Annotated in this window: 22 protein-coding genes and 2 tRNA genes; 9 read left to right on the top strand and 15 right to left on the bottom strand. The window is 65.4% G+C overall.

What is annotated here, in order from left to right:
• Window positions 1-107: 107 nt before the first annotated feature.
• From VJ923_RS05330 to rlmD, 8 genes are all read right to left on the bottom strand, one after another.
• On the bottom strand, window positions 108-1,397 hold the full coding sequence (locus tag VJ923_RS05330) for a Ni/Fe hydrogenase subunit alpha (protein WP_326439304.1): 1,290 nt from the start codon (window positions 1,395-1,397) through the stop codon (window positions 108-110).
• Between the two features lie 2 nt (window positions 1,398-1,399).
• Window positions 1,400-2,188, bottom strand: a complete 789-nt coding sequence (locus tag VJ923_RS05325; RefSeq protein WP_326439302.1) for an NADH-quinone oxidoreductase subunit B family protein — start codon at window positions 2,186-2,188, stop codon at window positions 1,400-1,402.
• Window positions 2,189-3,094, bottom strand: coding sequence for an FAD/NAD(P)-binding protein (locus VJ923_RS05320; protein ID WP_326439300.1), 906 nt, complete (start codon window positions 3,092-3,094; stop codon window positions 2,189-2,191). It abuts the gene before it with no gap.
• On the bottom strand, window positions 3,095-4,120 hold the full coding sequence (locus VJ923_RS05315; RefSeq protein ID WP_326439298.1) for a 4Fe-4S dicluster domain-containing protein: 1,026 nt from the start codon (window positions 4,118-4,120) through the stop codon (window positions 3,095-3,097).
• A gap of 314 nt (window positions 4,121-4,434) precedes the next feature.
• Window positions 4,435-4,839 carry a nucleoside-diphosphate kinase gene (gene ndk / locus VJ923_RS05310; RefSeq protein WP_326439296.1) on the bottom strand — a complete coding sequence of 135 codons (405 nt, stop codon included), beginning with the start codon at window positions 4,837-4,839 and terminating at the stop codon, window positions 4,435-4,437.
• 135 nt (window positions 4,840-4,974) lie between these two features.
• Complete coding sequence (locus VJ923_RS05305; protein ID WP_326439294.1) at window positions 4,975-6,357, bottom strand: tetratricopeptide repeat protein; 1,383 nt, start codon at window positions 6,355-6,357, stop codon at window positions 4,975-4,977.
• 88 nt (window positions 6,358-6,445) lie between these two features.
• Complete coding sequence (locus tag VJ923_RS05300; RefSeq protein ID WP_326439292.1) at window positions 6,446-6,964, bottom strand: peptidylprolyl isomerase; 519 nt, start codon at window positions 6,962-6,964, stop codon at window positions 6,446-6,448.
• 96 nt (window positions 6,965-7,060) lie between these two features.
• On the bottom strand, window positions 7,061-8,497 hold the full coding sequence (rlmD, locus tag VJ923_RS05295) for a 23S rRNA (uracil(1939)-C(5))-methyltransferase RlmD (RefSeq protein ID WP_326439290.1): 1,437 nt from the start codon (window positions 8,495-8,497) through the stop codon (window positions 7,061-7,063).
• A gap of 108 nt (window positions 8,498-8,605) precedes the next feature.
• Here rlmD and VJ923_RS05290 point away from each other — a divergent pair.
• A tRNA-Arg gene (locus tag VJ923_RS05290) sits at window positions 8,606-8,681 on the top strand.
• A gap of 278 nt (window positions 8,682-8,959) precedes the next feature.
• Here VJ923_RS05290 and VJ923_RS05285 read toward each other — a convergent pair.
• Window positions 8,960-9,907, bottom strand: coding sequence for a diacylglycerol/lipid kinase family protein (locus VJ923_RS05285; protein ID WP_326439289.1), 948 nt, complete (start codon window positions 9,905-9,907; stop codon window positions 8,960-8,962).
• Between the two features lie 357 nt (window positions 9,908-10,264).
• Here VJ923_RS05285 and VJ923_RS05280 point away from each other — a divergent pair, with 357 nt between their 5' ends.
• The 6 genes from VJ923_RS05280 to VJ923_RS05255 all read left to right on the top strand — a co-directional run bounded on the left by VJ923_RS05280 (window position 10,265) and on the right by VJ923_RS05255 (window position 15,532).
• Window positions 10,265-11,266 (top strand): glycosyltransferase family 2 protein, encoded by a 1,002-nt coding sequence (locus VJ923_RS05280; RefSeq protein WP_326439288.1) that lies wholly within the window; start codon window positions 10,265-10,267, stop codon window positions 11,264-11,266.
• Between the two features lie 79 nt (window positions 11,267-11,345).
• Window positions 11,346-11,420, top strand: a tRNA-Glu gene (locus VJ923_RS05275).
• A 63-nt stretch (window positions 11,421-11,483) separates the two neighbouring features.
• On the top strand, window positions 11,484-11,888 hold the full coding sequence (locus tag VJ923_RS05270; RefSeq protein ID WP_326439286.1) for a GtrA family protein: 405 nt from the start codon (window positions 11,484-11,486) through the stop codon (window positions 11,886-11,888).
• A gap of 134 nt (window positions 11,889-12,022) precedes the next feature.
• A complete protein-coding gene (locus VJ923_RS05265; RefSeq protein ID WP_326439284.1) occupies window positions 12,023-13,468 on the top strand; it encodes a glycosyltransferase in 1,446 nt (481 codons plus the stop codon).
• Between the two features lie 55 nt (window positions 13,469-13,523).
• On the top strand, window positions 13,524-15,032 hold the full coding sequence (locus VJ923_RS05260) for a DEAD/DEAH box helicase (RefSeq protein WP_326439282.1): 1,509 nt from the start codon (window positions 13,524-13,526) through the stop codon (window positions 15,030-15,032).
• A 92-nt stretch (window positions 15,033-15,124) separates the two neighbouring features.
• Complete coding sequence (locus VJ923_RS05255; protein WP_326439280.1) at window positions 15,125-15,532, top strand: NifB/NifX family molybdenum-iron cluster-binding protein; 408 nt, start codon at window positions 15,125-15,127, stop codon at window positions 15,530-15,532.
• Between the two features lie 85 nt (window positions 15,533-15,617).
• Here VJ923_RS05255 and rplT read toward each other — a convergent pair whose 3' ends face one another.
• The 6 genes from rplT to VJ923_RS05225 all read right to left on the bottom strand — a co-directional run bounded on the left by rplT (window position 15,618) and on the right by VJ923_RS05225 (window position 21,707).
• Window positions 15,618-15,974 (bottom strand): 50S ribosomal protein L20, encoded by a 357-nt coding sequence (gene rplT / locus VJ923_RS05250; protein WP_326439278.1) that lies wholly within the window; start codon window positions 15,972-15,974, stop codon window positions 15,618-15,620.
• Between the two features lie 27 nt (window positions 15,975-16,001).
• Complete coding sequence (gene rpmI / locus VJ923_RS05245; RefSeq protein WP_326439276.1) at window positions 16,002-16,199, bottom strand: 50S ribosomal protein L35; 198 nt, start codon at window positions 16,197-16,199, stop codon at window positions 16,002-16,004.
• The gene (gene infC, locus VJ923_RS05240) at window positions 16,199-16,771 is read right to left on the bottom strand and encodes a translation initiation factor IF-3 (protein ID WP_326439274.1); all 573 of its coding nucleotides are present in this window, start codon (window positions 16,769-16,771) and stop codon (window positions 16,199-16,201) included. Before infC ends, rpmI begins: the two co-directional genes overlap by 1 nt.
• 193 nt (window positions 16,772-16,964) lie before the next feature.
• A complete protein-coding gene (locus VJ923_RS05235) occupies window positions 16,965-18,260 on the bottom strand; it encodes a histone-lysine N-methyltransferase (protein WP_326439272.1) in 1,296 nt (431 codons plus the stop codon).
• 39 nt (window positions 18,261-18,299) lie between these two features.
• Window positions 18,300-18,644 carry an SURF2 Surfeit locus protein 2 gene (locus VJ923_RS05230; RefSeq protein ID WP_326439270.1) on the bottom strand — a complete coding sequence of 115 codons (345 nt, stop codon included), beginning with the start codon at window positions 18,642-18,644 and terminating at the stop codon, window positions 18,300-18,302.
• A gap of 153 nt (window positions 18,645-18,797) precedes the next feature.
• Window positions 18,798-21,707 (bottom strand): insulinase family protein, encoded by a 2,910-nt coding sequence (locus VJ923_RS05225; RefSeq protein WP_326439268.1) that lies wholly within the window; start codon window positions 21,705-21,707, stop codon window positions 18,798-18,800.
• 157 nt (window positions 21,708-21,864) lie between these two features.
• On the opposite strand from VJ923_RS05225, the gene VJ923_RS05220 reads away from it, so the two are divergent.
• A complete protein-coding gene (locus tag VJ923_RS05220; RefSeq protein WP_326439266.1) occupies window positions 21,865-22,641 on the top strand; it encodes an ABC transporter ATP-binding protein in 777 nt (258 codons plus the stop codon).
• Between the two features lie 189 nt (window positions 22,642-22,830).
• On the top strand, window positions 22,831-23,760 hold the full coding sequence (locus VJ923_RS05215; protein ID WP_326439264.1) for a SufB/SufD family protein: 930 nt from the start codon (window positions 22,831-22,833) through the stop codon (window positions 23,758-23,760).
• Window positions 23,761-23,904: the final 144 nt, after the last annotated feature.

Here is a 23,904-nt window from a genome sequence, read left to right as displayed (position 1 = left end):
CGCGCAGGTTGCGCAGCGAACGGAACAGTCCAGTGGACTGTTCCGCCGAGCGAGCCACTGCTTGAGCACGGGTCACCCCGCCGCCGTTGCGCGGCACCCCGTGCGTTCTAATGGACGCTGCAGGAGAGGCAGGGGTCGTAGGCGCGGACGAGTTTTTCTACTTCGAGGCGGATGAGGTCGGCGTCGTAGGCGCCGGCGACCATCTTCTCGGCGAGCTGGCGCATGTCCGCCTCCAAATTCGCGATGTTCTGGGCCGTGGGCGTCATGATGGAGGCGCGCTGCACGCGACCGCCCTCGTCGATATCGAGGATGTGGAACAGGGCGCCGCGCGGAGCCTCGGTAAATCCCACGCCGCGGCCAGCGCGCACGTCGAACTTCACGGGCTCGCTTCCGCCCTCGAACTCGTCGGCCGCGAGGCGGCGGCAGAGCGCGGCGCAGCGGTCGAGCACGTCCACCAGCTCCACCGCCTGGGCGATGTTGTTGGCAAACGGGTTGTACTCCGGCGGGCGCAGGCCGGCCTTGGCGGCGGCGTAGCGGGCATCCTTGGAAAGCGCGTCCCAACTCGCGTTCACGCGGGCAAGGGCGGCGGTCAGGTAAGGACGGCCCGTGCGGCGGGCCCGGGCGAGGAAGGCGGCGGAATGCCCCACCGGGTACTCCTCGATCTCGTCTTCCACATCCTGGGCGTTGAACTCGTAGCCCTCCCGCACGAAGCGCAGGGTGTCGGAGGTGCACACCGGGTAGGCGCCGGGCTCTACCATGGCGAGCAGGTCGCCTTCGGTCCGCACGTCCACGGTATCGAAATCGCGGAACAAATCGACGCTCGCCAAGGCGAACTCGCGCGTGTCGTCCATGGCCTCGGCCAGACGCAGGTACTCATCGGCGGAAATCTCGTGGGTGAAGCCGCCCACCACCGCCGTGATGGGGTGGATGGAGCGCCCGCCCACCAACGTGCAGAGCTCGTTGCCCAGCGCCTTCAGCCCGAGGGCCTTCTCGAACAGCTCCGGATTGGCCTCGGCCAAGGGGAACACCGACTTGTGGCCGAGGAAGTCGGGAGCGGCGAACACGAACAGATGCGTGCCGTGGTTCTGCAGGTAGGAACCGTAAATGAGCAGCTCGCGCAAGGCCTCGGTGCGGTCGGTCACTTCCACGCCGAACACCTGCTCGATAGCGCGCAGGTCGGTGACCACATGGCTTGACGAGCAGATGCCGCAGACGCGGGAGGCGATGTAGGGCACCTCCTCGAAAGAACGGTGCCGCACCATGGACTCGAACAGGCGCGCCGGCTCCACCACGACCATCTCGCAGGTGGTGACCTGGCCGTCCTCGATGGTCAGGCGAATGTCGCCATGGCCCTCGACGCGGGCGATGTGGTCGACGGAAATCTCGGTGGCAGCCATGGCTACTCCTCCCCTTCCGCAGCCGCAAGGGCCACGGCGTTGAACATCTCCAAAGCGTCATTGAAGCGCTCGACCTCAAGGCCGTTCTTGCGCACGGCGTAGCGGGCGGCCTCCACGTTGGAATCGGGCGAAAGCCCCGCGCACCCGTTGCAGGGGCGGCCCAGCGCCGGACACTTTGCCCCGCAACCGGAGCGGGTCACGAGCCCCAGGCACATGGTGCCCTGCTTGTAAAAGCAGCCCTTCTCGTTGCGAGAGCACTCGCCGCACAAAGCGGAGGTGGCCGGCAGGCTGTTCGACCCGTAGAGCGCCGCATCCAGCACGCGCACGAAGTCGAAGGGGTCAATAGGGCAGCAGCGCACCTCGAAGTCGACGGCGATGACATCGGAGACAGGGCGCGGGGCGACCAGATCGCCGCAGGCGTCGGGGGCCGCATCGCCGTAAATCTCCTCCACGCGCTCCTCGAAGTTATCGGAGGCAATGCCGGGAATGCCGCCGGTCACGGCGCAGGCGCCAAGGGCGATGACCGCGTGCGCGCGCTCGCGGGCGGCACGCACCGTCTCTTCGGCCTCCTTGGTGGTGACGGCCCCCTCGATGACGGCGACATCGAACGCATCGGGCATGGGATCGGACGAGGTGAGCTGCCAGTAGCCCAAATCGATCTGGCCGAGCACGTCCATGAGATGGCGCTCGATGTTGGTGATGTTGATCTGGCAGCCGAAGCAGCTGGCCAGGCCGATGACCACGACGCGCGGGGCGCGCTGCGAATCGGCGGGCATGGTGTTCTCGCTCATTTACATCGACCCCTGAATGTTCTTGGCTTCCCAGTAGTTGAAGACAGGCCCATCGATACAGCAGTACTGATGGCCCACCTGGCAGTGGCCGCACTTGCCCACGCCGCACTTCATGTGGCGCTCGAAGCTCATATAGATGCGATCGTAGGGAATGTTCTTCTTGCGCATCTCTTGCACGACGAACCGGTACATGATCGGCGGACCGCACAGCGCCCCGAAGGTATTCGACGGATCGATTTCCAAATGCTCGAAGGGTTTAGTGACCAGACCCACCTCCCCGTCCCACGTCTCGTCGGCGGAATCCACGGTGAGGTGCAGCTCGAAGTCCTTGCGGTGCTTCCACATCTCGAACTGATTGCGGAACATCACCTCGCTGGGGTTCTTCGAACCGTAGATAATAGTGACCTTGCCGAACTCGCTGCGCTCGTCGTGGATGTTGTTAATCAGCGAGCGCAGAGGCGCGATGCCGAGGCCGCCGGCGACGAGCAGCACGTCGTGGCCGCGCATCTCATCGATGGGAAAGCCGCGGCCGAAGGGCCCGCGGATGCCGACGATGTCGCCGCACTGCATCTGGTGCAGCCGCTCGGTGAAGCGGCCCGCGCGGCGCACGCACAGCTCGATGAAGCCGCGCTTGGTGGGCGAGCTGGAGATGGAAATGGGGGCCTCTCCCACGCCGAAGATGGACAGCTCCACGAACTGGCCCGGCTCTTGGCTGAAGGCCTCGCGGATGCGCTCGTCCACGAAGCGGAACTCGAAGAGCTTCTCGGTGGGCGTGAGCTCGGTGATCGACGTGATGCGCGCCGGCCACGGACGGTAGGGATTTGCGTGCATCATCTCGGCGCCGGTGGCCTCCCGGCCCATATCGTGGAAGGGATGGACGGCTACCGTGGTGCTATTCGGCATCATTTAAGCCCCCTTTCGATCGAAGAACTTCAGCACCTCGATGGGGCTGATGTCCACCTTGCAGGCGGAGACGCAGCGGCCGCAGCCCACGCACAGGCTCCGGTCGTGCTTGGCCAGAAAGCCGTTGAGCTTGTGGTACATGCGGTGGCGCACGCGGGTGGCTGGCGTCGGGCGGAAGTTGTGCCCGCCGGCCACCATGGCGAACTGCGGCGAGGTGCAGGCGTCCCACACCCGCTCGCGGCGGCCCGTTTCCGCGCCCGGGTCCAGCGTGTCGCGGATATCGAAGCAGTAGCAGGTGGGGCACACGTTGGCACAGGCGTTGCAGGACAGGCAGCGGCCGCCCAGCTCCTCCCAGAACTCGTCGTCGTGGAAGGCGTCCATGAGCATGGGGATTTCCTGGATGTCGGGAATGTCCTCGTTGAAGGCGCGCTGGCGGGCGCGGGTGGCCGCGCGAAACGCGATGCGGTCCTCGTCGGTGGCCTCGCGTACGTTGCAGGCCGCCTCCAGGATGTTCGCCGCCACCACGCTGCCGATGGACACGAGGTAGCGGGCGCCGATGTTCGTGAGAAACAGATCGTAGGCCGGGCGCGCCTCCTCCGAATCCATGAGGTTGCAGAAGCAGTTCTCAGAGGGCATGCAGTTCACGCCCACGATGAGCGTGGCCGCGTTGTGGGCCGCATAGTAAGGGTCGGGGTAGCGCGAATCGGTGAAGACGCTGTTCAGGTTCAGGATGCCGTTGATGTCGCAGGCATGCACGCCGAAGAGCACCCGGGGGCGCACCTCTTCTATGTGGTCGGTCACCTCGTTGGTGGTGGCATCGAACTCGAAGAGGGTCTCCTTAGGCGGCAGGAAGTACTTCTTCGGCGAGGCGATGGTCGTGGGGTAGTCCAGCACGATGTCCTCGAAGGAGTCGACGGCGGAGAACACGTACGTGCTTCCCCGCTTGACCGGCGCCACCACTTCGTAGCGCTCCATGAAAGCGGCGACGAGGGCAGGCATCTCCGCCTCGTCGATGACGCGATACAGCATAGGCGATCTTGTTCCTTTAATCGTGAGCGCGCGCAAGCCCCGCGCAGCTGATCCGTTGGTCCCATGGTAACGGGTCGCGCCCTCCCCCGTCACCTCCCTTCGACTGACGGCCCCGAAAATCCAGATAGACATACCAAAAAAGCGCTTACGCGCTTTTAGATAAGACTTGCATTGTTGCCAAAGTCAGCGAGAAGCCCCGGGATGCCGATAGTTGGCGCGTCTCGCGGCTGAGCGTACTTAAGGTACGCGAAGGAAAACGAGAAAGCGCCAAATATCGGTGCATCCGGGGCTTCGCAGTGTCGGCTTAATCTTTTTTAATTAAAAAAGATATTGATCTCGCGCTCGGCGGACTCGGGGGAATCGGAGCCGTGGATCACGTTCTCGTCCATGTTGAGGCCGAAGTCACCGCGGATGGTGCCCGGAGCCGCCTCAGCCGGGTTGGTGGCGCCCATGAGCGAGCGGCACTTGGCCACGGCGCCCTCGCCGGAGATGACCATCTTCACCACGGGGCCCGAGGTGATATAGGCGATGAGGCCGTCGTAGAAGGGCTTGCCCTCGTGCTCGGCGTAGTTGGCACGGGCCTGCTCGGGAGTGACCATGCCCAGCTCCATGCGCTCGACGGTGAGGCCGGCGCGCTCGAAGCGGTTGATAATCTCGCCGATGTGGCCGTTGCGCACGCCGTCGGGCTTGATCATGGAGTAGGTCTTCTGAATTGCCATGGGAATCCTTTCCTCAAATGCTGATCTTGCATGCAGACGGCCCGCAGGGGCGCGGGCCGCGTTTGCCTTGGAAAGCCGAGCGAGTCGCGCTCGGCGCAGCGCCGAAGCCCATGAGCCCGGCGCGGGAGCGGGCGTCTAGGCCTGGCTCGGGAAGTACAGCTCGACGTTGCTCACCTTCCACGTGATGCCGTCGCGCACCATGGAGACGCGGTACTGCACCGAACCGCCCTCCTCGGTGGTGGCCGTGGCGTAGACCGTGGATTCGGTCATGGAGCGGCTCACGCCATCGACGGCGACGTCGGGGTCGGTCACGACCGGATCGAGCATGGCCGGAATGGCGTCTTTGTCCACATCGGCGGAAAACACCGTATCGGCGGCCGCAGACGGGTCGCTGAACAGCTCGGTAGTCACCATCTGCACCGTGGGATAGCCGTAGCCCTGGGTGTAGGCGAACACGCCGGCCGCTGCGGCCAACACGATGACGATGACGAAGAGCAGCAGGATCTTCAGGCCCACGTTGCGGCGCTTACGGTCCTGCTTGGCCAGACCGCGCGACCACTGCTCCAGCTCGGCGTCGGTGGCGGTGAAGAAGCGGTCGTTGTCGACGTTCTCGTAGGCGCCCACATAGCCGGGGAAGCTCTCCGGGTCGGCCTCGTAGGTGCCCTCGTCGTAGTAGAAGGCCTCGGAGGCGTCGCCGTCGTAGACCACGTCGTCGTAGACGCTCGTGCCATCGGCGGCCACGTCAAGCCCGGACATGTCGGCCAGCTGCAGCACCTGGGTGGCCTGGTTCTGCTCGCTGGTGCCCTGGGCCACCGCGCCCACGGCGCGCTGGTAATCGACGCTCGCGGAATCGGACAGGAAGTAGGTCTTGTCGGCGATGGCCTCCTCGAAGGCGTGCACGGCCTTCTCCATCTGGCCGCAGGCCACATAGGCCTGACCGAGGCTCGCCTGCAGCTTGTTGCGCGTGGCCGGCTGCATATCGAACTGCAGCGCGCTCTCGTAGGAAGCCACGGCGTCAGCCGGGCGGTTCAGGGCCATGAAGCACACGCCGAGGTTCAGAAGCGCCTTGGTGGGGTCGGGGTTCGACTCGTCGAGGGCGGCCTCTCGGAAGGCCACGCCGGCCTCGGCGGACTTGCCGAGCTTCATAAGCGCGTTGCCCATGCCCATGTAGGACTTATAGGGCGTGGGGTTGGCCGCGTCGGTGACCGAGCGCTCGAAGCAGCGGATGGCGTTCTCGTAGTCGCGCAGCGAGGCGTAGGCCATGCCGAGGTTGCACTCGACCGTGCCCATGGCGCCGTAGGCCGTATCGGCCGTGGCCTGGCTGTAGGCCTGGATGGCCTCGCGAGGGTTTTTCAGCTTCACCAGGCAGTTGCCGATTTGGTGGTAGAGAAGACCCATCTCCCCGGGGGCCAGCGGGAAGTTCGTGTCCTGCAAGCATTCCGTGAAAGCCATCAGCGCGCCGCGGTAGTCGCGCAGGCGGTAGCGCTCATTTGCTTGGTCGAATAACTCGTTGTTCATAGACTTCCTTCGCTAGACATTCGGGGTGAAGCGCCCAAGGCGCGGGAAGCGCGGCGGGAGGCACGGGCCCGCGGCCGCGCGGCGAGATTTACTCAGCGGCGTTCTCGATGACGACGGACTCGATAACATCGCCGGCGCGCAGCTCCTTGATGACGTCGAGGCCCTCGAGGGTCTGGCCGAACACCGTGTAGCCGGAATCGAGCATCGGCTGAGCGCCCAGGCAGAAGTAGAACTGGGAGCCGGCGGAATCGGGCATGGCCGAGCGCGCCATGGCCAGCGTGCCGTCAAGGTGCTTGTTGTTGGGATTGGTGGTGTACTCTTCCTTAATCATGTAGCCGGGGCCACCGGTGCCGAAGCGGCCGCCGCGGGCCACCTGCTCGGGGGTGGCGTCGCGCGTAAGCGGATCGCCGCCCTGGATGACGAAGTTCGGAACATAGCGGTGGAACTTCAGGCCGTCATAGAAGCCCTTCTGCGCCAGCTCCACGAAGTTGCCCACGTGAATGGGGGCGTCGGCGCCCGCCAGCTGCACGCGGATGGGGCCCTTGGAGGTGCTGATAACGGCGATTTCCTTGCCGGTGGGCTGGTACTCGGGAGTGTAAAGAGCCATGGGGCTCCTCCTTCTTATCTCGGCGACGGCACCGCGACGCTTCGGGCATCGCAACAGGAGCACGTCTCATTGCATACGGGGAATGATTCTAGCAGGTTAGGAGCCGCAGCGCTCAAAAATGCTAACCACTTCCACATGGTAGGTCTGCGGAAAGAGGTCGACGGGGGTCGCATCCGCAAGTCGGTAGCCCTCCCTCTCGAAGCGGGCGACGTCGCGGGCCCAGGTAGCCGGGTCGCAGCTGACGTAGGCCACGCGCCGCGGCGCGGCGGCGGCGATGGAGGCGACGACCCCGTCAGCCAGGCCCGCCCGGGGCGGATCGACTACGAGCGCGTCCAAATCGCCCAGCTCGGGAAGCTCGCGAGCGGCATCGCCGCCGACGACATCGATTTCGACCCCGGCGCGCTCGGCGTTGCGGCGCAAATCGCGCACCGAGCTGCCGGCCGATTCCACGGCCACCACCTCGGCGCCGGCAGCGGCGAGCGGGAGGGAGAACGTGCCCGCCCCGGAGTAGAGGTCGGCCACATAATCACCTTTCCGCACCTGAAGACCCGCAAGCACCAGCTCCACGAGTTTTTCGGCTTGGGCGGTATTCACCTGGAAAAACGAGGGGGCGCTGACGAGAAAGCGCGCGCCGGCGAGCTCCTCTTCCCAGCAGCCCTTGCCCGACAGGGCCTCCACCTTCTTCACTTTCCGGGCGCGCCCCGGTTCGGCCACCACGCGCACCACCGAGGTGTTCTTGAGCGCGCTCGCGAGGGTCTTGGCCGCAGCGGCCCGCGGGAAGGCACCCGGCGTGGTCCACAGGGCGATTTCCACATCGCGGGTGCGCAGGCTGCCGCGCACGCCCACCCGGAACAGGCCCAAGTCCTCGCTGCCGGACAGGTAGCGCAAGGCGCCGCGCAGGGCCTTCGGCGCGCCCTCGATGGTGCGATGGGCCAAGGGGCACGTATCCAGCGAGACGACATCGGCGCCGGACTCGGGACGCATGCCGAGGATGAGCCGGCCGGCGGCGTCGGTGCCGCAGGACAGCTCCAGCTTGTTGCGGTAGCCCCACTGGCGCTTGGAGGGCGCACACGGCGCCACGAGGGCCTCGGCGCGGGCGGCGTCCATGTGCGCCGTGCGCGTGAGGGCATCGACCACCGAGGCGCGCTTGGCAGCCAGCTGGGCGTCATAGGAAAGGATCGCCCAGGGACAGCCCCCGCAGGCCAGCGCGCAGGGCGGCGCCACGCGCTCGGGCGAGGGGGCCACAAGCTCGGCCACCCGTCCGCGGGCGAACCGGGGCTTCTCCTCATCGATGGCCACGCGCACCTCATCTCCCGGCACCGCGCCTTCCACGAACACGGTCTTGCCGCTCGCGAGCCGCCCCACCGCCGCCGGGCCATAGCTCATGCGCTCGATGCGCACCAGCTCGGATGCGGCGGCAGACGCCCCCGACTCCTGGCGGGCACCACCGCAGGCTGCATCCTTCCCCTTGAGGTGCGGGGTATCCGTCGGAGCCGTTGTCGACGGCTGATTCGCGGGACGCTTTTCTTCCACGAGGCGCTCCTGTTCCATCCATGAGGTATTTTGCCGATTTGCCGCCCGCGGCGGCGCAGTTGCCCTATAATAGCGCAGCACCCCGTCTGACGGGGACCTGACTTACGTGCCCTCGTAGCTCAGGGGATAGAGCACTTGCCTCCGGAGCAAGGTGCCGCAGGTTCGAATCCTGTCGAGGGCACCATCTTTCTTTTCCCTTACCCCCCCAGCAAAAAAAAACGCGCAACGGCAGACCGAAGTCCGTCCCTACGGAGAGAATGCAGAAGGCACGGTACTTGCCCATACTTTTCTACAGTTTTCTTCCTTGAATCCATGCAAAAGTGGCCACAAGTCCGCTTTCCCGAGAAGCAAACCGTACAAAAGTGCAGGCATCTTCGCGTTGTTGGCGCTGGGCGAAGACGGTGTCGACCGAGGTGAGCGTTGGTCGAGGTGAGCGTTGGTCGAGGTGGGCGTTGGTCGAGGTTAGCGCTGGCCGACGACGACTGTTAGGGCATCGGGCACGCAGTCGATGACGAAGTGGGTGCCGGAGACCTTCTCGCCGTCCATCTGAGCCGGCGGCTCTTCTTCGAAATCGAGCACGAGGCGTTGAGCCCGGCGGAAATGGATATGGGAGCTACCGGTGTGCTTGCCGCCGCGCGCACGCAGCAAGAGCGCCAGCGCGCGCATGGGGGCAAGCTCCGGCGTGGCCCAGCAGATGTCGAAAAGCCCATCGTCGAAGCGCGCCTTGGGCGTGATGCGGAAGTGGCCGCCGTAGGTAGGGCCCACCTGCACGGCCACCAGATAGGCCTCGTCCTGCTCGGAATGGGGCGCGCACCCCGGCTCCGCGGCCAAGACGTTCATCTTGAAATCATAGAGACGCAAGTGCTTGAACAGCTGGTCCACGGCGCTTTCCAGATACAGCATGGTGCCCGCCCGGCCCGACTTCTGGCGGCGGTCCACGGTATCCAGGGCAATGGCGGCGTCCAGCCCGAAGGAGAGCGTCTCGGCAAAATAGCGGCCGTTCACGCGACCCACATCGGCGCGCTTGGTCTGAAAGCGCAGAATCTCGGTGACCGCCGTGGGCACCGCATAGGCCATGCCCAGGGTCTCGGCGTAGTCGTTGCCCGAGCCCACGGGAATGACGGCAAGCGCCGGGCGGTCCTCGCGCTTGCGGGCCATAAGGCCGTTCACCACCTCGTTTACCAGACCGTCGCCACCAAGCGCGATGACGCAGCCCACGTCGTCGGGCAAGTCGCGCGCCAGCTCTTCTCCGTGCAGGGGCCGGGCCGTGGTGAGCAGCTCGAAGCGCTCCTCCCCCACCCGCTCGCGAAAAAGACGCGCCGCCTCGGAGGCCGCCACCGCCCCGCGCCCGCTCTTCGACACGGGATTCGCAATGAGGACGATTCTTCCTTCTTCAATTGACGGGACCACGATTGCCTCCTAATCAGGGCGCTTGCTTGCCGCCATTGTAGCAAAGCGGCGAGCAAGCGCCCCGCGTCCCCTCCGCGCCGTTCGCAACTCGTTTCCGCCCTCGGGCGTCTTTATGGCGAAAAATGGCGTTTCGGGGCGCAATTATGCTGCGAAGCGAACGGCTTCGGGCCGCATGAGCACTTTCACACTCGCGTTTTCCCAGGTCGGAGACATCCGTTGAATCTCGCGGCAAAGTTGTTGCGCCTCGAAACGCCATTTTTCGCCAATTCGGTTAAGTTTTGCTGCAGCGCTTTCACTTGGGGGCGCTGTTCGGTTACGATGACGAGTCGAGTAAGAATTGGACAGGAGGCCTCTCCCGTGACCGATATCGCAACTATTTCGAATGCTACGGCCACCCGCGCCGCCGTCGACGCTGCCTGCCGCGGGGAGGGCGTGGCCGTGCTCGTGCCCTGCTACAACGAGGCCGTCACCATCGCCAAGGTGGTGGACGACTTCCGCGCCGCGCTGCCTAAGGCGACGATCTACGTCTACGACAACAACTCCACCGACGACACGGCGGAGCTCGCCGCGGCCCACGGCGCGGTGGTGCGCCGGGAGACCCGCCAGGGCAAGGGCAACGTGGTGCGCTCCATGTTCCGCGACATCGACGCCGAGTACTACCTCATGGTGGACGGCGACGACACCTACCCGGCCGAGGCGGCGACCTTACTTTTGGCGCCGCTGGCGGCCGACGAGGCGGACATGACCGTGGGCGACCGCATCTCCAACGGCGCCTACGGCAAGGAGAACGAGCGGCCCTTCCACAACTTCGGCAACAACCTCGTGCGCCGGCTCATCCGGCTGATCTACGGCTACGCCTTCGAGGACGTCATGACCGGCTACCGCGCCTTCTCGCGGGCCTTCGTGAAGACCATGCCCGTCATGAGCGGCGGCTTCCAGATCGAGACCGAGATCTCCATCTGGGCGGTGGACCGCCGCTGGCGGGTGGCCGACGTGCCCATCGACTACCGCGACCGGCCCGCCGGCTCGGAGAGCAAGCTGTCCACCTTCACCGACGGGGCGCTCGTGCTCGCGGCCATCGCGAGCCTGTTCCGCGACTACAAGCCCATGGCCTTCTTCGGCTGGATGGGCGTGCTCTTGGCGCTCGTGGGCCTCGCCTTCGGCGTGCCGGTCATCGGCGAGTACTTCGACACCGGCTTCGTGTCGAAGCTGCCGAGCGCGGTGCTGGCCGTGGCGCTCATGCTCATCGCAGCGCTCTCGTGGACGGCGGGCCTGATCCTGGACACGGTGGCGAAGTCCCACCGCCGCCAATGGGAGATGAGCGTGTACCGGGTTATGGAGGCTGACGCGAACCGCTAGACCCGTCGCCGAGAAAATGCACGCAATCTCCTTGCAAAGCGCGGTGCACTCTGCCATACTATGCAAGCTGTTTTAAGCGGTCCCCATAGTCTAACGGTTAGGACGCGGCCCTTTCAAGGCTGAAATACGGGTTCGATTCCCGTTGGGGGCACCACTTTAGAATCGCTGAACCCCGCCTGCGAGCGGGGTTTCTTTATGGAAGGCCACGGGGGAAACGATGAAGAAGCTCGTCCAGCAGTTCATGAAGTTCGGCGTAGTGGGCGTCATCGCCTTCGTTATCGACTACGGCCTTTTGGTGGCCCTCACCGAGCTAGCCGGCGTCAACTACCTTGTGAGCGCCACTATCTCGTTCACGGTGTCGGTCGTCTTCAACTACCTGGCCTCGATGCGCTATGTGTTCACGCACAAAGAGGGGCTCTCCCGCCGCCGCGAGTTCGTCATCTTCGTGGTGCTGTCGGTCGTCGGCCTAGGCATCAACGATCTGCTCATGTGGCTCGGCACCTCGCTGCTCGGCGTAAGCTACCTCATCGTGAAGATCGTCGCCACGGCCATCGTCATGGCTTACAACTTCGTGACCCGCAAGATCTTCCTCGACGGCGACACCGGCGCCGTACTCGAGTAGGGTGTTTCTCGTCCTTGCTTTCGAAGCGTGCCATTACGAAGGAGAAGCGGCATTTCGCTGCCGTTTTCTGGCATATTAGCGCGGAAGCGCGCGGCGCATCGGGAGCCGAGGCAAAATAAGCTATGATGAATTCCATGGAAGCACAGCACACAGAACCTGCGACGTCGCAGCAGGGCGCCAAGAATCCCGCGCCCGCCACGGCCGCACCCGTTCCCACCAACACCGATACCGCCCTCGCTCTGGCTGGAGCCGAAGCCCTCTCCCCTGCCCAGCAGGCCATCGCTGAGGCCCTGTCCGCACCGGAGCGCACGGCCGAGGAGGCCCGCGAGCACCCGCTCATTTTAGTGGTGCACGCCTCGGTGGGCTCGGGCCACCGCTCGGCTGCCAACGCCATCGCCGAGGCTTTGGAAGAGGCAAGGGACGAAGCGCGCGCTGCCGGCGAGGCCGCCTCCCTCGAGGCGCGCTCCACTGCGCGCGTGCTCGACATCCTCGATTTCGGCCGCATCGTCTTCGACGGCGACAAGACCGCCTCCATGTTCACGGGCTGGACGCGCCCCTTCTACGACCTCACCTGGCGCTACACCCTCACAGGACGGCTCTTGTGGGGCGGCGGCACCATTTGGGCGCGCCTCATGTACCCGAAATTCACCGAGTACGTGCGCCGGCTGCGTCCGGCGGCCATCGTGTGCACCCACATCACCGCCGCCAATGTGGCCGTGTCGGCGCGCATGATCACGGGCCTGAGCTTCCCTATCCTGTGCGTGCCCACCGACTACGAGGCCGAGGGGCTGTGGCCGCATTTGCACACCGACCTGTTCTGCGTGGCCAACGAGTCCATGGCCGAAACGCTGCGCCCCCGTCGCGTGCCCGAGGACCGCATCCACATCACCGGCATCCCGGCAAGTCCCGCCTTCTCGAAGACCTACGACCGCAAGGAGGCGCGCCGCACTTTCGGCTTGCCCGAGGACAAGCAGGTGGTGCTGGCCCTGGCCGGGGCGAAGCTGCCCCAGCCCTATGTGCACTTCCGCTCGGCTATCAGCGAAATTCTGCCGTTTATGCACTCGCTGCCCTCGATGCAGCTCGTGATCGTGGCCGGCGACGACGAGAAGTACGAGCGCGAGCTGCGACGACAAATGGCCGAATACGGGCTTTCCAACGTGACGGTGCTCGGCTACGTCAACGCCATGGCCGAGCTGATGGAAGCCGCCGACCTGGTCATCTGCAAGCCTGGCGGCCTTACCGTGACCGAGTGCCTGTGCGCCCATGCGCCCATGATCCTGCTCGGGCGCGCCTACGGGCAGGAAAAGGCCAACGTGCGCATGCTCACCGCCGCCGGCGCCGCCATGGCCGCCACCACCCCCCGCGAGCTGCTCGACACGCTGCGCCACATCAGCGACCACAGCGCGAGCGCGAACGCCATGCTCATGAACGCGGCGCTGCTGCGGCGCCCCCACGCTGCCGAGGCCATCGCCCGGGCCACCTTCGCCCTCATCCGTCGCGAGCCCCCGCGCGATCCAAAGCTTCGGGCCAGGCACTTCCTTCACTTCTACTGGGGCAACAAGCCCGCCCATGTCCGCTAACCCATCGCGGGGCGCCTCCGCTCGCGCCGCGCATGACACCACGAAAGAGAGATTCATGACCACCTTTGCCGAACTCGGTCTTTCCGAGGCCGCCCTCACCGCCGTAGACAACCTCGGCTACACCGAGCCCACGCCCGTGCAGGCCCAGGCCATTCCGCTCGTGCTCGAGGGCCGCGACATCATTGCCGCCGCCAAGACCGGCACGGGCAAGACGGCCGCCTTCTCGCTGCCCACCCTCGACGGGCTGGCCCGCGCCGAGCGCAAGAAGGCGCCGGCCATGCTCGTCATCACCCCCACCCGCGAGCTTGCCATGCAGATACAGGAAGTCTGCCAAATCATCGCGAAAACCCGCGGGCTGCGCGTGGCCAACGTCGTGGGCGGCGTGAAGATCGATCCGCAGATCGACCGTCTCGCCCGGGGCGTGGACGTGCTCATCGCCACGCCGGGGCGCCTCATCGACCTTATGAACCAGAAGGCCGTCGACCTCTCCCAGGTGCAGGTGCTCGTGCTGGACGAGGCCGACCGCATGCTGGACATGGGCTTTCTCCCCTCGGTGCGCCGCATCGTAGAGGCAACGCCCAAAACGCGCCAGACCCTTCTGTTCTCGGCCACCATCGACAAGGGCGTGCTCGACCAGGTAGACGCCATGCTCGACGACCCGGCCATCGTGCAGATCGCCGCCAAGGGCGAGACCGCCGACACCGTGGTGCAGTACATCGCCCGCGTGCCCCACGCCCTCAAGCCCGACCTTTTGGCGGCGCTGCTCAAAGAGCACGGAAGCCGCCGCGTCATCGTGTTCGCCCGCACGCGCCATCGCGCGGATGCCGCCTGCCGCAAGCTCAAGCGCGCGGGCTACCACGCCGAGGCCATCCACTCCGACCGCTCCCAGAACCAGCGCAAGCGCGCCCTGGACAACTTCGCCTCGGGCACCACCGATATCCTCGTGGCCACCGACGTGCTCGCCCGCGGCATCGACGTGGACGAGGTCTCCTACGTGGTGAACTACGACGTGCCCACCCAGGCCGAGGACTATGTGCACCGCATCGGCCGGACGGGCCGCGCCGGAGCCGAGGGCTTCGCCGTCACTTTCGTGAGTCCGGAGAACAAAGACGAGCTCGCCGCCATCCAAAAGCTCATCAAGCGCGACATTCCCGAGATAGAGGTGGCGGGATTCAATCTGGAAGAGGCCGCGGAGGCCGCCGCCGAGCGCGCCACCCGAGCCCATGCCCGCCGCGATCCGGAACTGGCCGAGGCGGCCCGCGAGCAAGCCAAGAAGGAGAAGCGCAAAGCGAAGGCCAAAGAGCGCGCCGAGGCCGAGGCTGCCGAGGCCCGTCAGCGCAACACGCGCAAGAAGCAGGGCGGCAAGAGCGCCGGCGCAAGCCAGAATGCGCGCAAAGGCTCCTCCCGCCCCAAGAGCGCCCTTTCGAAGACGACCGCCTCCAAAGGCGGCGCAGCCCGCGCGGGCAAGAGCGCCGGTGCGGCGCGCACCTCGGGGGACTTCCGTCCGGGCCGCGCCCATCGCGCCGCCGTGGCGGCCAAGCGCGGCGGCAAGCGTCGCGGCTAGCCGCCTCTAGCCCTCCACTTGCCGTACTCCACAATTGACGAGGCGTAATTCAGGTATCGTAACGTCAGTATTTCTGGGGAAGGGAATATTGCATGAAGATCGCTGTCGCTTGCGACGGACTCGTCATCGCCTCTCAGGCAGCCACCTGCTCGAGCTTCACCTGCTACGGTGTCGAGAACGGCGTTATCACTAGTTGCAGCAACGTGCCCAACATGGGCCTTACACCGCACGAGCGCGCCTCCATCCTGAAGCAGATGGGAGTGGATGCGCTCATCGCCCACCAGTTCACGCCCGAGGGCCTGGCCGCCTTGGACGAAATCGGCATCGAACCGGTTCTCTTCGGCGACTCCACCCCGCGCGAGGCCGCCGACGCCTACCTGAACCGCACCCTCATGGGCGACGAGGGCCTGTCCGAGAAAAGCATCAAGGAAGAGCCCTTCGGCGAGATCGACGACGCCTTCGCCCGTATCGAGCTGAGGCTCGTCGCCCAAGCCGTCTAGCAAGCCCCTCAACAAACTTCACCCAGCACGAAAAAGGACCCCGAAGGGTCCTTTTTCGTGTGAGCTCTCTGGGAACGTCAAGCGCTTACGCGACAGCCTTCTTGGCGACTTCCACCAAAGCGGCGAAGGCGGCGGGGTCATTGACGGCCATGTCGGCGAGCACCTTGCGGTCGAGCACGACGCCGGCCTTCTTCAGGCCGTTCATGAACACCGAGTAGCTCATGCCGTTGATACGGGCCGCAGCGTTGATGCGGGTAATCCACAGGCGACGAATCTCGCGCTTCTTGTTGCGGCGATCGCGGTACATGTACTGAAGCGAATGCTGCACCTGCTCCTTCGCGGCACGATAGGAACGGGATTTCGCGCCATAGTAGCCCTTCGCACGATTAAGGACGGTACGACGCTTCTTGCGGGCATGAACGGAACGCTTTACACGAGGCATATCTTAATCACTCCTTGGAAACGATAACTAGCGAAGGCCGAGCTGACGCTTGACGACCTTGCTGTCGGCCTCAGCGATCTCAGTCTCGTGGCGGAAGTTGCGCTTGCGCTTCTGAGTCTTCTTGGTAAGAATGTGGCTCTTGAAGGCCTTGGCGCGCATGAGCTTGCCAGTGCCGGTCTTGCGGACGCGCTTGGCCATACCGCGATGGGTCTTCATCTTGGGCATTAGTTGTCCTTTCCTTCTTCGTTCTTGGAGTCCTTCTTCTTTTTCGCCTGAGCGGGCAGAGGGGCGATGAGCATATGCATGTTGCGCCCTTCCATCTTCGGCTGGTTCTCGATGACGGCGATGTCCTTCAAATCGTCGGCCAACCGCTCCAGAATGGAGAGGCCCTGCTCGGGGTGGGCCATCTCACGGCCGCGGAACATGATGGTGATCTTCACCTTGTTGCCGGCCTCGAGGAAGCGAAGCACGTGCTTCTTCTTGGTGGTGTAGTCCCCCACGTCGATTTTCGGGCGGAACTTCATCTCCTTGACTTCGATCTTGTTCTGGTTCTTACGAGCCTGCTTGGCCTTGATAGCCTGGTCGTACTTGAACTTCCCGTAGTCCATGATGCGGCATACGGGCGGATCGGCGTTCGGAGCGATCTCCACCAAATCGAGATTCATGTCGTCGGCGATTTGCTGGGCCTGGTGCGTGGGGTACACGCCCATTTGGTTCCCGTCGAAATCGATGAGACGGCACTCGCGCGTGGTGATCTCGTCGTTGAGCCGGGGCTCTTGAGCAGCTATCGCGCTCACCTCCTTTTCGTGTTCTCACACATAAAAACCCGCCGGGCCCTGAAGGCACGCGGCGGGTTTACACGCAAAGATGTATCTGCGCTACCCATCAGCTACCTTGAAAGGCGCCGAACCAGGTGGAGAGCTCATCGCCCTCGCTTGATTGACAGCTTGCCTAGTATAGCGTCAGGCCGTCCCCCGCGCAAGGAGCTTTTTATGAATTTACATATATGAAGATGGTGCGGACGGTGTCGGCGAGATTGTCGGAGGCGTTGGCCATGGAGTAGTCGTAGGAAAGCACCGCCGACCAGGCATGGGGCGCACCGTCGACGTCCACCTCCCCGTTGAAGGAGCAGTACTCCTTGGTGATGGTGGTTCCATCGGTGTCGTAGGAGGTGTACTCCTCGGCATCATCGGGCAGCACGACCGCATCTTCGTGAACGGGCACGCCGGCTTCTGCGAGCGTCTTCTCGATGATGTGCTCTTTCAGCACGGCGTCCTTGAAGCTGAGCGAGCCGTAGCCCAGAGAGCTGGTAGAGGTGGAGTAGCCGGCTTGGACGATCTTGCCGTCGGCATCGAGGCCCAGATACACCGTGGGCGTGCCCGTGCGGCTGTCGGCGGGCTCGGCCGTGAGCGCTACGCGCACCTCGGTCTTGATGGGATTGCCCTCCTCGTTCACCGCGCGGGGCTCGGCCGGCGTGGCACCGTGTTGCAGCTTGTCCACCGCCTGCTCCTGGGTAAGCCCGAGCAGCGTGACCAGATCGGGCACCGTGGTGACCTTGGCCGTATCGGCGGAATCGCTCGCGTCCTCGGGAGCGATGGCCTCGGTCTCCTGCTCGGTGGAGAGCACCTGCTGCACGGCGCTGGAGGAGGCCTCCTTGTACAGCTGCACGCCGAAATAGGCCATGGCGGCCAAGATGAGTACGAGCAGCACGATGACCACGATGAGGATGCGGCGCATGCGACGCGACTTGCGCATGTACTCGGGCACCTCGCCTTTCTTCTTCGCGCCGTCGTTCATGGCGCTCGCGTGCTTGGCGTGGCGGCCGCGCGGGGCGCCCTCGCCTCGCTTCGGGCTGTGGACGGCCTTGCTCGCCGGCTTGGTGGCGGCGGTATCGGCGCTCACCACGCCCAGGGGCACGGCCTCGGGCAGCGGGGCCTCGTCGGGAGAGGCGCATTCGCCATCGAAGAGAGCGCGCTCGGCATCGGGCCCGTCATCCAGAGGGCGGCCGGCATAGAAGTCCCGATAGGCCTCCTCGTCGGGGAACGACTCCCCCTCGGGCAGCCCCTCCTCGTCAAGCCGCTCGCCGTCGTTGAGGTCTATGGCCTCGAAAACGCCGTCGGGGCCTGCGGCCACCTCCTCGCCGCTGATGGACGCGCCGCCCGCATCCAGCGGCGCCATGGCCGTGGTGAAGCCATCGTCGGAGATGGGGTGGAAGGCCTCGGTGAGGCCCATGGCGTTGCCGTCGGTCTCCTGGGGGGTGCGCCCGTGCTTGCTCTTTCTCACCATGTGCTCGTCAATCCTCTCGTATCTCGGGAAGGCGGACGCCTAGTGCGCCAGCACGTACCATGCCACAAAAGCGATTATGCCCAGCACGGCCACGATGATAACGGCCTTTTGGGTGGTGGACATTGCGCCGGCCTCCAGATCTTCGAGCGTTGTTTCGCGATAGCCGTCGGTCTTGGCCGGCGCGGCGGAAGATGCCTCGGGAGATGCAGCCTTGTCGGCCGCATCAGCGGGCCCGGCGACCTCTTCGACGACTTCTTCGACGCCCTCGAAGGCCTCCGGCTCTACGGGCAGCGCAGCCTCTTCGACGACGCCGGCCTGGATGACCACATCGTCGTCATCGCCGGGCGTGACCGTGATGTGGGAGAACTCCTTGGAATTCGCCATGGGGCAATGGGTCCTTTCTGTTCGAGGAACACCTTATTATAGCTGATGCGGCCGATTCGCCCGAAGGCCTGCACCAGTTCTGCACGGCCGCCTTCGCCTCAAGGGCGGCAGAGCGCAACGCTCCCCCTTCGACGCGGCGGCCGAAGGGGGGCGCTAGGCCAGAAGGTCGACGACCGCGAAATTCTCGCGCGAGGCGCGGATGATGTCCCCGTTGCCGAAGGCGCACACCAGCCCCTCGCCGGCGATGGCGTCCACCGCCGCACCCAGAGCGCGCACCGCCTCCTCGCTCGCCTCGCGCACTTCCTCGCGCACCCGGGCACGGTCGGCCAGCCCGTACCCGGCGAAGTACATGCCGTCCTGGCGGCGCACAAGCTCGCGGGCCTTGGCCGGGGCGTCGAGAGAGGCCACCGTGGACACCACGTACCCGTCCATCTCCGCCTCGGTGGGCGCAAACTGGGCGGCCAGCCAGCCGCCGGCGCTGCGGAAGCGCTCGACAGTCTCGTCGATGCGCGGGTCGCGGTAGGAATAGAAGCGGCTCGAGCCGCAGCGGGTCGTCTGGAAGCCAGCCCCGTAGGCGCCGCCTTTCACGCGCACCTCGCTCCACAGATAATCGTAGGAGAGAATGCGCGAGGCCAAAAGCCACAGCCCGCTGTAAGGCGCGCCGAGCAGGCGGCGATCCCAGCCCGCGGCCGTGTAGGTGACGTCGCTGGCCACGACGAAGGCCTCGTGGCGGTTTACGGGCGCGGGCGCCGTAAGCGCCGCGTCGGCAGGCGCGCCCCCGAAGGGCGCAGAGGCAGCCGCGAAGCCCGCCAGATCCTCGTCGGCGCCGGCGAAGGAGAGCGTGCAGCCCCCGTCGGTGACGATGCGACTCGCCAGCTCGGCCAGCTTGGCGGAAAGGGCCTCGGCGCGCTCATCGAAGTGCGCCAGCAGCTCTTTCAGGAAACGGTAGAAGTCCACGCCACCCAACTGCTCGCGCACCACCGCGGCGGGCAGATAGTAGGAGGCCGCGCGGGCCATGGCGGCGCTGTGGCCCGAGGAGGCGAAGGCCTGCTCCATGGCGATGCGGCGCTGGGCCAGAATGTCGCGGATGCGGGCCGTGTCGGAGAAGTCGGTCTCGGTGAGCACCTCCTCGGAGAGGCGCGCGGCCCACGCAACCTCCTCGGAGAGCGCCGAGGCGCCGCAGACGAGCACCGGGCGCAGCGCGTCGCGGTCGTCGGCCTTCTCGTGGACCTCGGTCGCAAAGCCCAAGTTGCCCAGATGGGCCTGGACGAGAGTGTCCAGCTCGGCGGCCGTGTGGCTGGCGGTGTCAAGCTTGCCCAGCACGCAGGCGAGCACCGTGGCGTAGGGCAGCTCGTCGAAGGCGAGGCCCGCAAGGTCGAAGTAGCGGTAGGCGTAGGCGATGCCGCGGCAGGGCACGTGATGGCGAACGAGGGTCACGGGGCCCTCCTTTCGCACCTCCCAGGGCTCCTCGGCCGGCGCCGGCCCGATTTCAGCGCGCGTGAGCTGGGGCAGCTTCGCCACATTCTCCGGCGCGTCGGGCGCCTCCTGGGCGGCGCGCAGGGCAGCCACCGCATCGCGGATGGCCCGAGCCTCGTCGGGCGTAAGCGCCGCGGCCCGGGCGCGCTCGGCGGCCTCCTCGACCGCTTCCTCGTCGGCGGCGGTGGGAACCACCTCGACGCAGGCGCGGTGGTCGTTTTCCAAGAACAGCTCGGCAAGAAGCGTCTCGAAGTAGCCCTCCTCCACCTTTTCGCGCAGGTCTGCGAAGGCATCCTCGTAGCGCAGGTAGGCCGCCGGGTCGTCGTCGGCGTACAGCCAGCCGGCCATGGCCGACATGGCGAGCACCACGCCATCGGCATAGCCGAAGTTGCGCTCGCGCATGACGAACTCGGCGTGGGAGAGCGCGGCGCGCACCAGCTCGCGGTCGAGCCCGCCTGAGGCCAAGCGCCGCGCCTCCCCTTCCACAATGCGGCGCAGGCGCTCGGCCGCCCCGGGGCGGGCGCCGCGCAGGGACACCACGGCGAAGGGCTGGGCCACGGAATCGGCCACGTACCCGAAGGCGTCGTCGGCAATGCCCGCATCTAGAAGGGCTCGCTTCATGGGAGACTCGTTGGCCCCCATGATGGCGTCCAGCAAAATGTCGGCCGCAATGACCCGCTCGCGCTCGCAAGCGCGTCCGACGACGAAGCCCACGGCAGCGCAGGCGTTCTCGGGGGCGGTGTCCATGGGCACCGACACCGGCGCGGGGGCCACGGGCGCCTGCAGCTGAAGGGGGTTTGCAGCGAGCGGCCCGCGCGCTTGCTCGGCCAACGGCGCCAGGTAGGCCTTGTCCAAGAAGGCGAGGAACGTCTCGGCATCCAGGTTGCCGTACAAAATAATGTAGGCGTTGTCCGGCCGATAATGGCGACGGTGGTTGTCGAGGAAGCCCTCGTAGGTAAGCGTCGGGATGGCCTGCGGCGTGCCGCCCGATTCGAAGCGGTAGGTGGTATCGGGGAACAGCGCCGCCGACAGCCCGTCGTAGAGCACCGAGTCGGGCTCGGACAGCGCGCCTTTCATTTCGTTGTACACCACGCCGTTGGTGACCAGACGCTCTTCTGCGCCCTCCCCCTCCAGCTCGAGGTGCCAGCCCTCCTGCTCGAAGATGGTGGCGCGGCGGTAGATGTCGGGGTGAAACACCGCGTCCAGGTACACGTCCATGAGGTTCAGCAGGTCGCGCTCGTTGGTGGAGGCCACCGGGTACATGGTCTTGTCCGGGAACGTCATGGCATTCAGAAACGTCTGCATCGAGCTCTTCAGCAGGTTGACGAAGGGCTCCTTCACCGGAAACTTCTCGGAGCCGCACAGCACCGAGTGCTCCAGGATGTGGAAGACGCCGGTGTCATCGGCGGCCGGGGTCTTGAAGGTGATGGAAAAGGCCTTGTTGGCGTCGTCGTTTTGAATGAACATGAGGCGCGCGCCCGAGGCGCCGTGATGCATGAGGTGCACCTGGCCCTCCACCTCGGCGAGAGCCTCCGTGCTCTCCCAAACAAACCCGCAGGCGGCGGCAGTGGCTTTCATATCGGTCATAGGGCTTCCTTCCCGCATTGGCTTCTCCGTATTCTACCCGTCCTGCGCCCGGCTTCCTGCATCCTTCATGGTGTCGTTATTATTTCTCCTCGAAGGAGGTTAATTTCGCTATAATCAGCCCCGAACCAACAAGACGAGACGAGATACGGAGTATTCCATGCTCGAACTGAAGAACCTGGTGTTCGAGGTGCCGGCCGACGACGGCGGCACCAAGCGCATCATCGACGATTTGTCGCTTTCCATCCCCGACGACCGCTTCACGGTCATCACCGGCCCCAACGGCGGCGGCAAATCCACCTTGGCCAAGCTCATCATGGGCATCGAGGAGCCCACAAGCGGCACCATCCTGTTCAACGGCGAGGACATCACGAGCAAGTCCATCACCGAGCGCGCCCGCCTGGGCATCGGCTACGGCTTCCAGCAGCCGGCGCGCTTCCGCGGCATGAAGGTGAAGAAGCTGCTCGATATCGCCGCCGGCAAGAAACTGCCCATGCTCGCCTGCAACGAGTACCTCTCGAAGGTGGGCCTGTGCTCGGCCAGCTACCTCACCCGCGAGGTGGACAAGTCGCTGTCGGGCGGCGAGGTGAAGCGCATCGAAATCGCCACCATCTTGGCCCGCGACCCGAAGCTCGCCATCTACGACGAGCCCGAGGCAGGCATCGACCTGTGGAGCTTCGATCGCCTCACCGAGACGTTCCGCGACATCCACGAGGCCCGCGACGGCCGCTCCATCGTCATCATCTCCCACCAGGAGCGCATCATCTCGCTCGCCGACGAGATCGTGCTTTTGCAGGCCGGCCGCGTCGCCGAGGTGGGCACGCCCGCCGAGCTCATGCCGCGCCTGGGCTTCGCCGCCCGCTCGCTGGACGACCACGGCTGCCCGCTTTCCACCCCCACCGAGCTTCACCTCACCGAGATCCCCACCACCTGCTAGACCGCCGAACCCTGCCAGCGACCGAGTACCTGCGTAGAGGGAGCGGCGGGTGTTCCGACCGAGCGAGTTCCGCAGCGACTGGAGCAGGACCAAACGTCCTGTTCCACCAAGCGAGGACTGTCTGAGCGAATCGGAATACCCGGCGATCCCGACCCCGGGGAGTCGCTACCATGAGCTAAGGAGACCACCATGGCTGTAGACCTTTCCCCCATCGACGAGAACCTGCTCGCCGAGATCGCCAACATGCACGGCATGCCGAAGGGCGCCTTCAACGTGCGCAAGGACGGCGAGCTCGTCGAGCGCCACTCGTCGGCCTATATCGACATCGAGACCAAGACCGACAATCCCGGCATCGACATCCGCATCGCCCCGGGCACCAAGGGCGAGACGGTGTACATCCCCGTCATCGTCACGAAGAGCGGCCTGAAGGACGTGGTGTACAACACCTTCTACGTCGGCGAGGACTGCGACGTGACCATCATCGCCGGCTGCGGCATCCACAACGATTCCCACGACGCCTCCGAGCACGACGGCATCCACAGCTTCTATTTGGGCAAGAACAGCCGCGTGCGCTACGTGGAGAAACACTATGGTGAGGGCGAGGGCTCAGGCGAGCGCATCCTGAACCCCACCACCAACGTGTACATGGAGGAAGGCGCGGTCTGCGAGATGGAGATGGTGCAGCTGCGCGGCGTAACGAGCACCGTGCGCGACACCAACGCCGAGCTGGGCGCGAACGCGAAGCTCGTGCTCACCGAGAAGCTGCTCACCCACGGCACCCAGACCGCCGTCTCCAACATGAAGGTGGAGCTCAAGGGCGAGGGCTCCTCGGTGCAGGTGATCTCGCGCTCGGTGGCCCAGGACGATTCCGTGCAGGTGTTCAACCCGCTCGTCATCGGCGAGTGCGCCTGCCGCGGGCACGTGCAGTGCGACGCCATCATCATGGGCAACGCCAAGGTGAAGGCCATCCCCGGCATCGAGGCCGCCAGCGAGGACGCCATGCTCGTGCACGAGGCGGCTATCGGCAAGATCGCCGGCGACCAGATCGTGAAGCTCATGACGCTGGGACTTACCGAGGAAGAGGCCGAGGCCGAGATTCTCGACGACTTCTTGAGCTAAACGTATACGCTCCTCATGGGCGGGTCGTCATCGTGGCGGCCCGCTCTTTTTTTGGCAAATTATCGCGATATGGACACGTTCTGCGAAGAGAACAAAAACGTGCCGGCCTCTGACCTGGGATTATCGCCCCCATGTTACTCGTGC

The sequence above is a fragment of the Adlercreutzia shanghongiae genome, assembly GCF_035830635.1.
Taxonomy (GTDB): domain Bacteria; phylum Actinomycetota; class Coriobacteriia; order Coriobacteriales; family Eggerthellaceae; genus Adlercreutzia; species Adlercreutzia shanghongiae.
This window is presented reverse-complemented; position numbering and strand designations above follow the sequence as displayed.

What these genes read in the sequence shown, in the direction of transcription:
- VJ923_RS05330 (WP_326439304.1), bottom strand. Translation starts at nt 1,397, where the DNA reads ATGGCTGCCACCGAGATTTCCGTCGACCACATCGCCCGCGTCGAGGGC.
- VJ923_RS05325 (WP_326439302.1), bottom strand. Translation starts at nt 2,188, where the DNA reads ATGAGCGAGAACACCATGCCCGCCGATTCGCAGCGCGCCCCGCGCGTC.
- VJ923_RS05320 (WP_326439300.1), bottom strand. Translation starts at nt 3,094, where the DNA reads ATGATGCCGAATAGCACCACGGTAGCCGTCCATCCCTTCCACGATATG.
- VJ923_RS05315 (WP_326439298.1), bottom strand. Translation starts at nt 4,120, where the DNA reads ATGCTGTATCGCGTCATCGACGAGGCGGAGATGCCTGCCCTCGTCGCC.
- ndk (WP_326439296.1), bottom strand. Translation starts at nt 4,839, where the DNA reads ATGGCAATTCAGAAGACCTACTCCATGATCAAGCCCGACGGCGTGCGC.
- VJ923_RS05305 (WP_326439294.1), bottom strand. Translation starts at nt 6,357, where the DNA reads ATGAACAACGAGTTATTCGACCAAGCAAATGAGCGCTACCGCCTGCGC.
- VJ923_RS05300 (WP_326439292.1), bottom strand. Translation starts at nt 6,964, where the DNA reads ATGGCTCTTTACACTCCCGAGTACCAGCCCACCGGCAAGGAAATCGCC.
- VJ923_RS05270 (WP_326439286.1), top strand. Translation starts at nt 11,484, where the DNA reads ATGAAGAAGCTCGTCCAGCAGTTCATGAAGTTCGGCGTAGTGGGCGTC.
- VJ923_RS05265 (WP_326439284.1), top strand. Translation starts at nt 12,023, where the DNA reads ATGGAAGCACAGCACACAGAACCTGCGACGTCGCAGCAGGGCGCCAAG.
- VJ923_RS05260 (WP_326439282.1), top strand. Translation starts at nt 13,524, where the DNA reads ATGACCACCTTTGCCGAACTCGGTCTTTCCGAGGCCGCCCTCACCGCC.
- VJ923_RS05255 (WP_326439280.1), top strand. Translation starts at nt 15,125, where the DNA reads ATGAAGATCGCTGTCGCTTGCGACGGACTCGTCATCGCCTCTCAGGCA.
- rplT (WP_326439278.1), bottom strand. Translation starts at nt 15,974, where the DNA reads ATGCCTCGTGTAAAGCGTTCCGTTCATGCCCGCAAGAAGCGTCGTACC.
- rpmI (WP_326439276.1), bottom strand. Translation starts at nt 16,199, where the DNA reads ATGCCCAAGATGAAGACCCATCGCGGTATGGCCAAGCGCGTCCGCAAG.
- VJ923_RS05235 (WP_326439272.1), bottom strand. Translation starts at nt 18,260, where the DNA reads ATGGTGAGAAAGAGCAAGCACGGGCGCACCCCCCAGGAGACCGACGGC.
- VJ923_RS05230 (WP_326439270.1), bottom strand. Translation starts at nt 18,644, where the DNA reads ATGGCGAATTCCAAGGAGTTCTCCCACATCACGGTCACGCCCGGCGAT.
- VJ923_RS05225 (WP_326439268.1), bottom strand. Translation starts at nt 21,707, where the DNA reads ATGACCGATATGAAAGCCACTGCCGCCGCCTGCGGGTTTGTTTGGGAG.
- VJ923_RS05220 (WP_326439266.1), top strand. Translation starts at nt 21,865, where the DNA reads ATGCTCGAACTGAAGAACCTGGTGTTCGAGGTGCCGGCCGACGACGGC.
- VJ923_RS05215 (WP_326439264.1), top strand. Translation starts at nt 22,831, where the DNA reads ATGGCTGTAGACCTTTCCCCCATCGACGAGAACCTGCTCGCCGAGATC.